The sequence below is a fragment of the Flavobacterium sp. EDS genome (assembly GCF_020991525.1).
In the GTDB taxonomy this organism is placed as follows: Bacteria; Bacteroidota; Bacteroidia; order Flavobacteriales; family Flavobacteriaceae; genus Flavobacterium.
In genome coordinates, this window is the sequence record NZ_JAJMOZ010000020.1 from 15,230 (window position 1) to 30,168 (window position 14,939).

Genomic DNA, 14,939 nt, shown 5'->3' on the forward strand with positions numbered 1-14,939 from the left:
TAAAAGTTTTATAAAGTGGTATTTAAAGCTCTCTCTATTCGTTGAATCAAATCAAAATAATGGTTTTGTGTTTCTTGATTTCCAATATTTTTCTTAGTTCTCAATAATTGTAATACTTGTTTTAATTCTCCTTTTTTATCAGATGTAACTTCTGAAACTCTCTTAAGAGAGGTTTGATTGATGTTACGCGCCATTCTTGATTCATCTAATTGATTACATAAATGGGGGATGTTTAGATTCTCTTTTATTTCGATTAGTTTTTTACCGTCTGTTTTTTCAAAAAGTTTATTTGTAGAAACGATAAGTACATCAACATAATTTTTTTGTGTCATACGCTCCATAATCGTTAATGACTTATTCTGAATTGTTGGAGCAAAAATACTTTGACGCATGGTTTTAAATAATTGCGTTACTGTAAACACATTTTCTTTAGCTCCATTACGTTGAAATAATTCATCTTCTGTAATTCTCAATAAACGATCATCACTAAGCATACTATAGATAATACCGTATTGTAATTCTCTTGCTAGGGTATAAGGAGTATACTCATATGGTCCAAGTGGAGAATCCTTTAATGGATTTGTTTTATCTAATATTGGATTAAAAAACAACCATTCAGGAATAGTTATACTGTTTTTTAATAAATAAGCGACAGCTCTTTTTTGGATTGCAGCAGGAACAGCAACATAACTTGCTTTATTATCACCATGAACAGTTGTGTTAAGATAAACACCTCCTAGATTACCTAATACATGTCTGTTATAAAGTTGCCATTGTCCTATAGTACCAATATAAAGTTTACCAGTTTCATAATATGATTCATCTTTATCGTATGTCCAATCTAGAATACTATTAACAACTCTTTTTAAGTTTTTAAGGCCATATTCACTTGCTTTCATTGCATCATTTCCTAAATCTTCAGATTGAGAACGTGGATCAATTATTTCACCTTGTTGTTCTCCATAAAAATAAATTGGATCGTTTTGATGTTTTTCAATTAAATCATTTATAGCCTTGTGCTCTTCTTTTTCGTCACCATACCATCTGTATCCCCATTCGATAGCATATTTGTCGTATTCACCAATTTTTGGAGTAATAGCTTCTACATGATCTTCTGGTTGTGCAATGTAATTGTAACGAGCATAATCCATAATTGATGGAGCAGTTCCTCCCATTTTTGCCGTAAAATCTTTAGAACGCAATGATTCAACATCATAAGCAAATGAAGAACCCATATTGTGTTTTAAACCAAAAGTATGTCCTACTTCATGAGAAGAAACAAATCTGATAGCTTCACCCATATGTTCGTCGCTAAATTTATTCCCTCTAGCTTTAGGATCAATTACTCCAGTTTGAATACGCATCCAGCTGTGTAATGAAGTCATTACGTTATGCCACCATATAATGTCAGATTCAATAATTTCACCACTTCTAGGATCTACAACTGCAGGTCCCATAGCATTTGATTTTGGTGAAGCTACATATGTAATAACTGAGTAACGTACATCATCAATATCAAAATCTGTATCTTCTTCTGTAGGCTCTTTTGCTATAACTGCATTTTTAAATCCAGCTTTTTCAAAAGCTACTTGCCAATCACGAACACCTTCTATAATGTATGAACGCCATTGTTTTGGTGTAGATGGATCAATATAATAAACGATAGGTTTTTTAGGCTCTACCAATTCTCCTCTACGGTATTTTTCAATATCTTCTTTTTTTGGCTCTAATCTCCAACGCGTAATTAGTTCCTTTTCACGCATTGCATGTTGATCATCACTAAAGTACCAGTGTTTTTCTGTAAAATAACCAATACGTTTATCTGAGAAACGAGGTTGCATAGGAACTTTATCTAATAAAATAATGTTGCTAGTTACTCCAAGCGTAACAGATAGGGCAGGACCACCACCTTCACTTACTGATGTAGTAAGTTGTGATTTAACCACAATGTTTTTAGGAAATGATTTAGCAAATTCAATATAAGATAGATCCGATTTAACAGAACCACCAAAACCAATGTTGCTTAAAACATCGTTAAAGCTTTTTTGTTTACCATCAAAAACTTTGTTTGCTTTAATAATTACAGAAGTTGAATCATTATTTTTTGCTTCAATATCAAAAACCTCTATAATAGATTCCGAAAAATTATTAATCACAGAAGCAGTTATTGCATCTCCTTTTGGAGAAGAAACACTAGGAACAGATGATTTAACCCATACTTTTTTGGCTACAAGGTCTTTATGAAAAGTAATGATCTTGTTTTCATAATTCATTCCTTTGTTTAGTCCAGCCTCATTAACTTGCATTGGGACATTAGAAATTTTATTTACCACAAGAAATTCTCTTTGAAAAAGAGAATCATTTATTTCAAGATAAAGATCAGTTTTAACTTGTATTATATTAAACAGCCCTTTTTTTACAGTACCATCTTTTATAAGGTCATTATATTTTTTTCCTTTTTTGTTACTTGTAGAATCTTTAACTTGTTCTGTTTTTTCTTTTCTACTTTTCTTGTCTTTTTTCTGCGCAATAATAACGCTACTATTAATTAATAATAGTAGAATTAATGTGTTTTTTAAATTTTTCAATAATGCCTTTTCCCTCATTTGAAGTTAAGTTTAGGTTAATTTTTCGCCTAAAATATTCCATCTGTTACGTTAAAAAAAACTAAAACGGAGTGAGTGGCTTTTTTTTGGGAGTGAATGCTTTTTTTATTCAATTAAGGGTAAAATACAGACAAAAAAATCATCCGTTTTAAATGTCTCAAAATCGTTTTTAGAATAAAAATTATAAATACTCTTTAAGTATTTGTGACCAAATTTAGATTCCTTCTCGAAGTTTTGTTTTTCGTTTAGAGTATTGGTAATGATTACCATGTTTTCTTTAATAATAATTGTTATTTTTAAAGGGTTTTCATCTGAGGCAATATTGTGCTTAATTGCATTTTCTATGGCAATCTGGAAAGATAAATAAGGAACTTTTTTTAACAAAGCGTTATTGTCTTCAATTGTAATTGTAAATTCAAACTCTTCCTTAAATCTAGTTTGTTGTAAGAAAATATATTTCTCAATAAAAAGAAGTTCCTCTTTAAGACTAACAATATTTTGTTCTGGTGGATTGATTAAATACCGATAAATTTTAGACAAATTCAGTGTGAATTTACGTGCTACTTTGGTATTACTTTCAATTAACATATAAAGAGAATTCAAAGAATTAAATAAAAAATGTGGATTTATTTGTTCCTTTAATTGTTGCAATTGAATTAATGCTTTTTCTTTCTTTATTTTTTCATTTTCTAAACTTAATTTATTTTTTTCTTTAGCCAAATCTTCTTTTTCTTGAAAGCTTTTACGCGTAAAAATCGCAAACAAATAAAAGAATACAAGTAAGATGGCTGTAGTTATAAAGTAAATTAGTGACGCATACTTTTTTATAGCGTTTACATCTTCATTAGCAATATTTTCAGGAAAGTTTACACAAACATACCAATCAGTATCATCTACCTTTAGGCGTTGTGTATATCTAACAATATCTAATTTTAAGTATTCTGAAAGAGCAGTTCTTTTGGTGAAGCCCTTTTTGGGAGCAAAGATTGTATCTGATGCAACGACATCAGTTATTTTAAAAACATTTTGTTTAATAAATTTAATTTCGGGATGATAGAGTATAGTTCCGTCTTTATCAAATACAAAAGCATAATTTTCGGCCAATTGATCTACGGTTGAAAAATAGAAACGTAATTCTTTTAAATCAATATCATAACCATAACGTACTATTTCGCCATTTATAGTTTTAGACTTAATATAAATGCGCCAAAAAAAGTTATCACCATCTTTAGTAATAGTATTAAATTTGTCTTTATCACCATTTTTAGCAATAAAATCATTTATCTCCGCTGTTAAATTGGTGTTTTTTTTAGAGTTGCTAAATTCTATTTTGCCATCATTTATCTGAAACCAATTGTTCTTTACAAGATTTTGATTGGCGTGTATGGCACTTAATACTTTTAAATTATCCGATAAATTGTTAGAAGTACTAATTTCAATAATCTGGGTTATTTCTTTTTGAACTTCTAGAAAACGTGAAAATTCCAGTGCTAGAACTTCTTGTTTTTTAATAAAACTACGTAGTGAATTGGTCGAATTTGATTTTTCGGATATTTGCGTTATTAAACTGCTTAATATGTAAATAGAAAACAAAGTTAGGACTACGAAAACAATTCCTAGAATAAAGAAGTTACGCCTAGAAAGGCTATGTTTTAAAGTGAATTTCAATGCTGTTCCTTAAAAATAAGGGATATAAAGACCCTTAATGTAATGTGGTATTATTTTTTATAAGGCTGCAAATGTAGTGTTTTATTTCGAAGGATAAATGTTAATTTGTTCATAATGAAGATAAAAGGAGGGAGCTATGAACAAGAAAAGTCTAATTAGTAAAAATTAGACTTTTTCAAATTATTCAGATTAACTTATAATATCGACTGTTCAATAATATTTAATTTTCTTATATTGAAACGACACGGAACTGTCCTTCATAAGTGTTATTTTTTCTTGGAACAAAATATCCTATTGTTTTTACATTACTCCTATAAATTGTACCTATGCCCTCAAAAAATATATTACGATTAAGGACACCGTTTATTGTGAGTTGAACTGTCATAGCTCCACTACCGCGATGATAAAAGTCAATATGATCATATGAGTAGCCAAATGTTAAACCTATTAATGTTGAAGAAACATTTCGAATTCCACTTTCACCATAAGTATTTTGCAACTCAAACCTTTCATATTGAAACGATATAAACAAAGACATATTACGCTTAAAAAGACTGAATAATTGAGGTACAGGAACTTCTGTTTGAAAAGAAGTATATCCATAATTAGTCCCGTCATAATACCTATTATTAGAGTAATCAGAATTTGAAATTTCAGAGAATTCTTTTGAATTAATATTATTTATAATTTCTTTATTTTTTTCTAAATATATTTCATGAGACATTACATTCTCTAAGTCTTTTAGAGATTCAACTGTAATAGCATTACTACTATCGATTGTGTCTGAAAAAATAACATTCGCTGGATCTAAACCTAATTCTTCAAATTTTTTAAGAATAAGTTTCTTCTTATCGGCTTGTGTTGTATTAATATTGTCTAAATTGTCGCTGTCTGAGTCAGAGCAAGAATTAATGGATATAAGAACCATTAATGCAGTAAGAAATAATAGAGTTTTTTTCATAATCAAAAAAATAATAATTAAAAAGTTGTTATAAAAGCAAACAAGATATCTTGATGATTATTCTAACGCAAATGATTCAAGCTATACGAGATTATCCTCAATGTTTTTGTCAATAAATATTTTGCAAAATTTATAAACTCATAACAAAGAGAATAATTTTCAAATTAGTTTTTTGATTCAATAAACGTTATACTTAAGAAAGTTAAGATTATTTTCGAGCTTATTAATTTTATAAGAAAAATATTTAACTTTCATTTAGGTTTTGAGTAATTTGTAAAGAATGTTTTACTTTTAACATTGCTAATATACTGTTTTTTTATGTTCAATATATTTTTTGTAAGTTAAATATTGTAAAATATTTAACTTACTCACTTGTCAGTGAGTACGCTATAAAAAAAAGGCTCAGAATTTCGTGAAATAAATAATGAAATTATATTATTTGAGTAATAATATAAAAAAATAATGAAGGTCAAAAAAGTGATTAATAATATGACAAAGGAGTTATTGTTTTGCACAAGATGTAAAGCGATATATCTAAGCTAATAGTTTGATTTGAGCAATGACAAATAAAATTAAAAGAATAAAAAAATCTACCCTTTTATCTGAAGGTGTTCCAGTCTTTTTCCAACTAATGTTTTAACCCCTACAGGCTTAAATCCTAATTTTAAATATAGTTTTTTAGCATTTGGATTTCCTTCATCCACAAGTAAACCAAGAGTTTTATGCTTTTTTGTTACGTATTCGTCTATCAAAAACTGTAATAGTTTAGAGCCAATACCTTTTCCTTGACATTTAGGGTTAACGCCTAATGTATCAATATAAATTTCACCTTTTTGAGTTTCGTCTTCAGGATTGAAATTCTTATTATAATGTGTTCTAACATATTGTGCAATAGGTTCTCTCAAGAGATGCAATTTAGCTCCATCATATATATTTACAGCAGCAACAATTTCATTGTCATCTTCTACTACAAAGCAATTTTTATAAGAATATTGATTATTTTCTTTTTCTACAAAATGCAATAAAAAATCTTTAGCTTTGTTATAGTCTTCTTTACCAATAAATTTATATACTATATCTTCCATTGCCAACAACAAATATGTTACAATATCATTTGAATCGTTTATAGTTGCTTTTCTTATTATCATAACCAATTATTTTCGTTTTGGCAAAAATACCTTAAACTAGTATATATACCAAAATCGGATACATATATTAAGTTTTATTTGGGTTTTTTCTTGTAAATTAGTTTCATCAAACAATTATGGAATAAAATTATATAAATAATAATTGCTGATTTTTAATTTAAATATGTTTATCTTTTGTCTTAAAAATAAACAATTAAATAAAGCATTTAAGATAGCAACAAGCTTTTAGATAAAAGTTTTTGTAAAATTTGTAGGAATCATTTTTTTTGGCTTAAATTGCAATCCTATTCTTATTTTTTATAGAATTAAAGGATCTTAATTTGTAGAATAAGTTCTAGAGTTAGATTCTCTAATGTTCTACATAATGATAAAATTTAGCGGTTTATTTTTGCATAATATCCTTTTCATAAAAAAGAAATTTTATTTCTATATAATTAAAATATGTAAATTGTATTAGCATTTTTATTTTTAAATTTAATTAAGAGAACTCCCCCCAAATCTCTATTAAATAGTTGTTATAGTTTTAGTTTAGTATTAATTTTTACATAAAAATAAGGTTATCAATTAAGCTTGTTTTTTTTTATTGTAAGTCATAATTTAATATTTTAAAAAAAAGCAGTATCTATTTTAAATTGTAGTACATGATGCTACATCAAATACCTATATTAAAAGCATTTATTATGAGTTAGTAATTTTTGACTCATTTTTTATCTTAAAAAAATATATATTTTGATTGAAAAAAATTTGATAAGCGATAGATTTAGTTTTGCAAAACTAAAATTTGAACATAGAAAAGTAATTCATTATACTTTGCTGGCATTTGTTATTCTATTACAAATTATGGCGGTTATAATCTGGCATAATGAAACTACAAATGAGGATAAAATGTCAAAATATTTTGACTCAATAAGTAATTTAGGAAACCTAAAGCAACTGACCAATGAGATAAGCGATTCATTTATCAATTCTCAAAAATATTACAATCATTATATAAGTAATAAAGATGAAGCTTCGTTAGAAAAATATTCGGCTTCATTAATGGAGACAGGCGAATTGGTTAATAAACTGAATGATGCTACTGAAAAAAATATAGAGTTTAAAAAAGTATTAATTGAGAAAAGTAAATCAGAGTTGGGTATCCTTGCTCTAAAATCAACAATTGACTCTATTATTAATCTGCAAACCGAACCAAAAAATCAAGAAGCTTTAAATATATTAGATTTTAAAAAATTTGAGTATAATAAAATTCTAGATAGCATAAAGACAGATTCTTATATGAAAATCGACAGTGTTTCTAAAAAAGGTCTTTTTTCTAGATTAGGAGATGCGCTGGCTGGGAAAACAGAAGTACAAAAAGAACAGTTAAAGATCATTGTAACAATGAAGTATAATGACAAACTTGTTTCTGGAAGTATTGAAGATCAAATTAAGAACGTCTTTTTGACAACTAATAAATACTATGAAAGTCAGTTTAATAATTTAAAAAAGACATTCACAAAGCTCAGAAACCAGGATTTAAAGCTTACAGAACTCAATAGTAAATTATTAAATCTTAGCGCAACGGTATTACCTAATTACAGTAAACCTATTAATGAACTTCAGGCAGATTCTCAAAAGAAATTAGAGAATCAATACAAGTCAAATATAACAGTTAGAAATTACACATTATTAATTTTAATAATACTAATGTTTATTGTTTCTATTATACTTTTTAGCTTTACTAGAATAGCTTTTGAGTATGAGAAAAGATTGACTATAGCTCAGGATCAGATACGTCAGAGTTTAAGTTTTAAGAACAGGATTATGGGTATGATAAGTCATGAAATTAGATCTCCTTTAAGTATAATTTCTATGTATAGTAAGAAGATAAGCTCTTCTATACAAGATATTGAAATTAAAGATACCTTCAAGTCTATTCAGTTTACCACTAATTCTTTGCTTTTATTATCAAATCAGATTTTAGAATATTCTAAAGAAGAAAACTATGAGCTCAAGCTAAAGAACAAAAACTTTCACTTAAAAACAGAAATAAATCAAATCATTGCTTCCTTGTCTTCACTAGTAGAAACTAAAGGAAATAAAATAGAACTAAATTCTAATTTAAATTCTGACGATGAAGTATATTCTGATGCAACAAAAATTCATCAACTCTTTTATAATATAGTTGGTAATGCCAATAAATTTACAGAGAACGGCCGTATAGCTATTACTATCGATCTGGATAAAAATTCTGATTATGAATATAATTTAAAAATAGAAATTCAAGACACTGGAGCTGGTATTCCAGAAGAAAACTTGAAGAATATATTTGATTTGTATTACCAAGGTAATGTTTCTAATAAAATGAATGATTTGGGAGTTGGTTTGGGACTCAATCTATGCAAAGAAATAGTTGAATTATTTGATGGTGAAATCAATGTGGAAAGCGAAGAAGGAAAAGGTACAATAGTTGTATTTAATTTAATTTTAAGTCCAGCTTAAAATACTACAGAAACCACTACTGCTTTTTAATATTTACGAATAATAAGCAGGGTGTAATTAATTTAATAGAAAGATAATGAGCGCTTCAAACAACTATAGTTTTTTAATTGCCGACGACCATGTTGTAGTTCGTCAGGGAGTTGGTATGATTATTAAGGAGCTGTTTATGAGTGCAACAGTTTACAAGGCGGCAACTTTTACAGATACATTTAAAATTTTAAAAGAAGTAAAAATAGATTTATTGATTTTGGATGTTAATTTCCCTGATGGCAATAGTATAAATATTTTGGCAGAAATTAAGGCGATTCAGCCTGATATAAAAATTTTGATATTTTCTGCTTTAGAAGAAAATATCTACGCCATGAGGTATCTTAATGCAGGTGCATCTGGTTATTTAACTAAAGAAAGCTCTGAAGATGAAATGAAATTGGCTATCAATTCAATGATTTCATATGGAAAATATATAACTCAAAATATAAAAGATAAAATACTTGACTCTTACATTTCAAAAAAACCAACAAATCCGTTAGAAGCTTTATCAAATAGGGAGATGGAGGTAGCTTTATTATTTGTTAAAGGATACGGTAATCTAGAAATACTGGAGTTATTAAAAATAAAAAAAACGACAGTTAGCACCTATAAAAATAGAATTTTTGAAAAATTAGAAGTAGATAATTTGGCCGAACTCATAAAGATTTTTCAATTATATCATGATGAAACTACTTAGTTTCAAAGGCTTTATTATTTGTTAGCATAAATATTTTAAAAGTGAAGGTATAATTCCTTCACTTTTTTTTATGCAATAAAGCCAACTAACAAGATTACAATCTGTAGTACAAGTTCTATATTAAGTAGTTTTTTGTACTATAAAGTATTGATTTTATTGGTAATATATTTGTAATGTAAATAATGAAATAAATATATTCTGATATTTTTTAATGTGTTTTTTGATTTTATTGCAATTTATTAAAATGATTTTGAGAGAGTTTATTTTGCTCCATGAGCATCTTAAATTAAGTATTAATTAGTTTAGAAATATATGATATGGTATACGATTTTTACAACAGAGGTAGTTCTAATGCTATAAAAAATATTTGCTCAAAATCTCGTGAAGATAAGAGTGCTGTTTTCTCAGAATTTTTTTTTAATGCATCAGAATTTAGAGCTCAAGAGCTAAAGCTAAAAGTTTTAGAAGAGCGTTTTAGATTTGCTTTAGAAGCTTCAAATACTGGAGTATGGGATTGGGATATAAGAACAAATACTGTTTTTTATTCTTCTCAATCTTTTAAAATACTCGAAGTAAATTCGGCCGCTATTTTTGATAATCCAGAGCGTTGGGATGAGATTGTACATCCAGACGATTTGGAAGAGTATTATGCAACAATTAAAGAGCATTTTGAAAATCATACTCCATTTTATGAAAATTACCATAGAGTATTAACTTCTAGCGGAAGATACAAATGGATTCTTGATAGAGGAGAGGTAATAGAGCGCGATAGTAATGGTAAACCTTTGCGAGTTATAGGTACTCATACAGATATCACCTCACAAAAGGAAAAAGAATTAGAATTGGTTAAAACTATGAAACTGTACAGTGAAAAGAATAGCCAGTTGCTGAATTTTTCACATATAGTAGCTCACAATTTAAATTCGCATGCAGGGAATTTAAAATTGCTATTAGATATGATTGATGCAGAAAATAAAAACATAGAGAATAGTGAAGCTTTTAGCTATTTGCGAACGGTGTCTGATGATTTAAATAAAACAATTACTGATCTATCTCAAATCGTTAATATTCAGAATAATGTAAATATTGTTGTTAAGCCTTTAAACTTAAACAATTATTTAAAGAAAGTACTAAATGTTGTTAGTGCATACAACTATAGAAATTTAGGGACAATTATAAACAATATTCCAAAAGATGCAATTATTAACTTTAATCCAGCTTATTTAGAAAGTGTTTTATTGAATTTTTGTACTAATGCTATTAAATATGCTCATCCAGAAAGAGACTTAATAATTGAGTTCAATTTTTTTATCGATAATGGAAAAAAAGTATTGACGATAACTGATAATGGTCTGGGTATAGATCTAAAAAAACACGGGCATTTGTTATTCGGAATGTATAAGACATTTCACAAACATCAAGATGCACATGGCATCGGTTTATATATCACTAAGAACCAAATAGAATCAATGAATGGAGCTGTAAGCGTTGAAAGTGCAGTTGGGGTGGGAAGTACGTTTACAGTAACATTCAATGATTAAAATAATAGCATAGCTAAAATATAAAATATATAATTAATTTTTAAAAATGGAAAAATTTGTAATTGTAAAAAACGAAAACGATGAGTTTCAATTTTATTTTACTGACAATAACGGAGATACAATTTTAAGAAGCAGTGGATACACCCGAAAATTTATGTGTGAAAAAGGAGTTGAATCCGTAAAAACGAATTCACAAGACAGCACTAAATTCTTCAAAAAAACAATTTCAGATGAGAAGGTTTATTTTAATTTAAAGGCTTTTAACGGGAAGATTATCGGAATGAGTAAAATGTATGAAGATAGGATTTCGCGTGATAAAGGAATAAATTTTTTGAAAGAAAAAGCACTGAATGCTCCTGTAGAAGATCAAACTAAATCAGCTGAAATCAGTATAAATACATCTTCTTTAGTATATTAATATTTAATTGGTTAGATAACTTACTTAAACAAGAAGATTAAAAAAGCCCTCTAAGATTTCTTAGAGGGCTTTTAATTTGATAGAATTATTTTTTTGATTCTTCTACAGAAACTTTTCTAAATTCTTTCAATAATTTCTCTAATTCTAGAGTTGATTTACGAGCTCTTGGTCCTGCAGCTTTTACGCCTTTATCCATTAGAGACTCATATTCAGTTTTGAATGTTTCGAATTCAGTTGTAATTTTGGCGAATAAGTCGTTCATGATATGCTTTTATTTAATTAGAGCGCAAAAGTAAAATTTTGTTTGTAAGAACTAAATATTTTGCTGTTAAAATGATCATTTTTTTTACGACCTAATATTCTACTTCAAATTGTTATTGTAAATACATAAAAAGTGCTAAGTCATTGAAAATATTGCGATAATTTATCAGTTTTAATAAACTATAATAAATTGACTTTTATTAATCTCTTCTAATTAATGTAAATAGTTTACTCAATTGTTTAAATTTTGTATTGTTTTATGCTTTCAAGAAGAGGAAAAACGCTTACTCAGCCTTTCTAATTAGCGGTATGACCTTTGTTCCTATTAATTCTATTGCGTTCATTAATTGCGTATGAGTAAGTCCAGCATTATCCATTTGAAAAGTAAATCTCGAAATGCCACCAAGTGATTCACTATGTCTAATGATTTTTTCAGCTACTTGTTCTGGATTCCCTACAACCAAAACTCCTTTTTCGTCGATAAGACTATCAAACTGTGTTTTTGTAACAGGAGGCCAACCGCGTTCTTTTCCAAGTTTGGTCCAAAGTTCGGCATAACCTGGATAATAATCAGTGATTGCTTTTTCATTCGTACCACCTACATAACCTGGCGAATGCAAGCCTACTTTTAATTCTTTGGGAGTAAATCCTGCTGCTTTACCAGCTTCTCTATATAAATCAATTAACGGACGAAAACGATGTGTTTGTCCTCCAATAACAGCAACCATTAATGGTAATCCAAGAGTTCCTGCTCTCACAAAAGATTCAGGAGTTCCGCCAACGCCTAGCCAAATTGGTAATTTTTCTTGTAATGCACGTGGGTAAACAGGAAGGTTGTTTAGAGCAGGACGAAATTTACCTGACCAAGTAACAAATTCATTATCTCGTATTTGTAGCAAAAGTTCCAATTTCTCTTTAAAAAGTTGGTCATAATCATTAAGATTAAACCCAAATAGAGGATAAGCCTCTATTGATGATCCACGCCCAACGACAATTTCTGCTCGTCCTTTGGAAATTAAATCCAGAGTAGCAAAACTTTGATACACACGGACAGGATCTGCGGCGCTTAAAACACTCACTGCACTTGATAAACGTATACGACTTGTTTTTGCTGCAGCTGCGGCTAAAATTACTGCCGTTGCAGAATCTAAAAATTCTTTTTTATGATGCTCGCCAATACCAAATATGTCAAGACCTACCTGATCAGCTAGTTCAATTCTTTGTAATAATTGCTCCATTGCATCTACGCTACTTAGCGTATTATTATCTCCGTACATTGCAGAGGCAAAACTGTCTATTCCTATTTCCATCATACAGTAAAGATACTAAAATTTACTATGCATTATTATAGCAGTTTATACGTATCAGTTAGCATAATTTAGACTAACAAACATAGTACTTATTTAATACTAGATTATTTTTTAAATTAAAATAGTCAAAAAGGTAAATGCTTAAGAAGCAATAGATACCTACTTATTTAAAGTTACAATCTGGCACAATATTTGTTTTTATTAAAATAAGGGAAATTCCTTATGAATAATAAAATTAATTTGATAATAGTATATACAATGAGAAAAATACAATTAGCTGGTGCAATTATGATTGCATCCTTAATCATCACTTCTTGCAAAAACGAGTCTAAGGAATCGGAACTTGATAAAGAATCAACAAGTATACCAAGCACAGAAGTGGCTGCTTCTACAGAAATTATTACTGATACTGTTACTAACAGTGAAGGAATCCAATTAATTACAAACTTCAATAATGAAAAAGGTACGTTGACTATTGATTTAAGTGGTGAAAAGATTGAAATGATTCAAGACACTACAGCTTCTGGTGTTAAAGCTCATAATGATAATTATGAATACACTAATTGGCATGGTGAAACAGAACTTAAGAAAGATGGAAAAGTTATTTTTTTTACTAAAGACAAAGAATAATTTTTCTAATATTTTTACCTTTTAAAAATAATAAAGGTCAAAAAAACATATAAATGGAATTTAAGTAATGACTTAGATTCCATTTTTTTTTGATTAGAATGTAATTAACTAGTTTAATATAATGCCTAAAAGATTTATAGTTATATGAGGTAATTTACTTATTAATACATTGAAAATAAGCTAAAATGGAAGTGATAAAATTATATATAGAATATGTAGCGAAAGGAATTGAAATAACTGGTATTATCACTATAATTATTGGAATTGTGCTAGCGATGGGCAAGTTTATTTTCTCACTTCAAGGATCAGTTCCACGCTCCTATAAAATATTAAGACAAGAACTCGGAAAAGGAATTTTATTAGGTTTAGAAATTCTTGTTGCCGGAGATATTATTGGAACGGTTGTAACGGAGCCAACAATGGATCGCGTGCTTTCGCTAGGAGTTATTGTGTTAATTAGAACTTTCTTGAGCTTATCGTTGAAAGTAGAAATCGAAGGAAAATTTCCTTGGCAAAAAAGTAAAGAAATAGAAGAGTGATTAATTATTCATTTTTTTGAGATCCATATTTTGCCAGATTAATTTTTACTTGTTCATTTCTTTGTTCTGCGTATTGTTTGTAGACTTTATCAAATAGTTGATCATTTTCCAGTATAGCAATTTTGGCCTGAGCAATAAAAAAATCTAAATCATCTTTATATATACCTCCTATAACTTTTCTTACAGTATAAGTTTCTCCAGAAGCTCTTCTTTTTTTAGTAACAGTTATAAAAGAAATGTTGTTTCGTATATCTTTTCGCGCTGCTTCAGATCTTGGGCTGTTATAAAATCGATATTCAGGATCAAAGAATCCTGAAATAGCATCATCATTTAGTCTAAAAACTTTATTACAGAAAACGCTAAGCGCTACGTAACCATTTTCGTCAGACTGTCCTTTAAAATCTGAAATTTGATAAGGTGTTTTCATTTAATTTATTAGGATAACTAATTTTGTGCTCTTTTAAAAAACAGATTAGTTGTAGGTTCATAATTTAAGAATAAAATTATAAAAATGGTTATTTAAAAGCAAATAGTAATTTATCATTGAGGTTGGAATAATGGTGATAAAAACGTTATTAAATAAAACATTATTGCTATCACTTGATTCTAAATATTTAGATGTTTGATATAGAATATATTTTAGAAAATT

General features: G+C 28.3%; 13 protein-coding genes. 6 read left to right on the forward strand and 7 right to left on the reverse strand.

The genetic code is table 11. From position 1 onward, the window contains the following. Positions 1–8: 8 nt before the first annotated feature. The 4 genes from LPB87_RS19030 to LPB87_RS19045 form a co-directional block, all read right to left on the reverse strand. Complete coding sequence (locus LPB87_RS19030) at positions 9–2,606, reverse strand: zinc-dependent metalloprotease (RefSeq protein ID WP_230728938.1); 2,598 nt, start codon at positions 2,604–2,606, stop codon at positions 9–11. 105 nt (positions 2,607–2,711) lie between these two features. Then, complete coding sequence (locus LPB87_RS19035) at positions 2,712–4,274, reverse strand: histidine kinase (RefSeq protein WP_230728939.1); 1,563 nt, start codon at positions 4,272–4,274, stop codon at positions 2,712–2,714. A gap of 229 nt (positions 4,275–4,503) precedes the next feature. Beyond that, entirely contained in the window at positions 4,504–5,235 is a 732-nt protein-coding gene (locus tag LPB87_RS19040; protein WP_230728940.1) for a hypothetical protein, read from the reverse strand. 590 nt (positions 5,236–5,825) lie between these two features. After that, positions 5,826–6,383 (reverse strand): GNAT family N-acetyltransferase, encoded by a 558-nt coding sequence (locus LPB87_RS19045; protein ID WP_129538575.1) that lies wholly within the window; start codon positions 6,381–6,383, stop codon positions 5,826–5,828. A gap of 729 nt (positions 6,384–7,112) precedes the next feature. On the opposite strand from LPB87_RS19045, the gene LPB87_RS19050 reads away from it, so the two are divergent. From LPB87_RS19050 to LPB87_RS19065, 4 genes are all read left to right on the forward strand, one after another. After that, a complete protein-coding gene (locus tag LPB87_RS19050; RefSeq protein WP_230728941.1) occupies positions 7,113–8,864 on the forward strand; it encodes a HAMP domain-containing sensor histidine kinase in 1,752 nt (583 codons plus the stop codon). A gap of 76 nt (positions 8,865–8,940) precedes the next feature. Beyond that, positions 8,941–9,591 carry a response regulator transcription factor gene (locus LPB87_RS19055; RefSeq protein WP_230728942.1) on the forward strand — a complete coding sequence of 217 codons (651 nt, stop codon included), beginning with the start codon at positions 8,941–8,943 and terminating at the stop codon, positions 9,589–9,591. Between the two features lie 317 nt (positions 9,592–9,908). Further along, positions 9,909–11,132 carry a PAS domain-containing sensor histidine kinase gene (locus LPB87_RS19060; RefSeq protein ID WP_230728943.1) on the forward strand — a complete coding sequence of 408 codons (1,224 nt, stop codon included), beginning with the start codon at positions 9,909–9,911 and terminating at the stop codon, positions 11,130–11,132. 46 nt (positions 11,133–11,178) lie between these two features. Next, complete coding sequence (locus LPB87_RS19065) at positions 11,179–11,550, forward strand: YegP family protein (RefSeq protein ID WP_129538571.1); 372 nt, start codon at positions 11,179–11,181, stop codon at positions 11,548–11,550. Positions 11,551–11,635: 85 nt separating this feature from the next. On the opposite strand, the gene LPB87_RS19070 is transcribed toward LPB87_RS19065, so the two are convergent. Next, entirely contained in the window at positions 11,636–11,812 is a 177-nt protein-coding gene (locus LPB87_RS19070) for a histone H1 (RefSeq protein ID WP_129538570.1), read from the reverse strand. Positions 11,813–12,095: 283 nt separating this feature from the next. After that, positions 12,096–13,121, reverse strand: a complete 1,026-nt coding sequence (locus LPB87_RS19075; protein ID WP_129541046.1) for an LLM class flavin-dependent oxidoreductase — start codon at positions 13,119–13,121, stop codon at positions 12,096–12,098. A gap of 258 nt (positions 13,122–13,379) precedes the next feature. On the opposite strand from LPB87_RS19075, the gene LPB87_RS19080 reads away from it, so the two are divergent. Then, on the forward strand, positions 13,380–13,751 hold the full coding sequence (locus tag LPB87_RS19080) for a hypothetical protein (RefSeq protein WP_129538569.1): 372 nt from the start codon (positions 13,380–13,382) through the stop codon (positions 13,749–13,751). Positions 13,752–13,936: 185 nt separating this feature from the next. After that, entirely contained in the window at positions 13,937–14,290 is a 354-nt protein-coding gene (locus LPB87_RS19085; RefSeq protein WP_230728944.1) for a DUF1622 domain-containing protein, read from the forward strand. 4 nt (positions 14,291–14,294) lie between these two features. On the opposite strand, the gene LPB87_RS19090 is transcribed toward LPB87_RS19085, so the two are convergent. After that, entirely contained in the window at positions 14,295–14,717 is a 423-nt protein-coding gene (locus LPB87_RS19090) for a hypothetical protein (protein WP_129538567.1), read from the reverse strand. Positions 14,718–14,939: the final 222 nt, after the last annotated feature.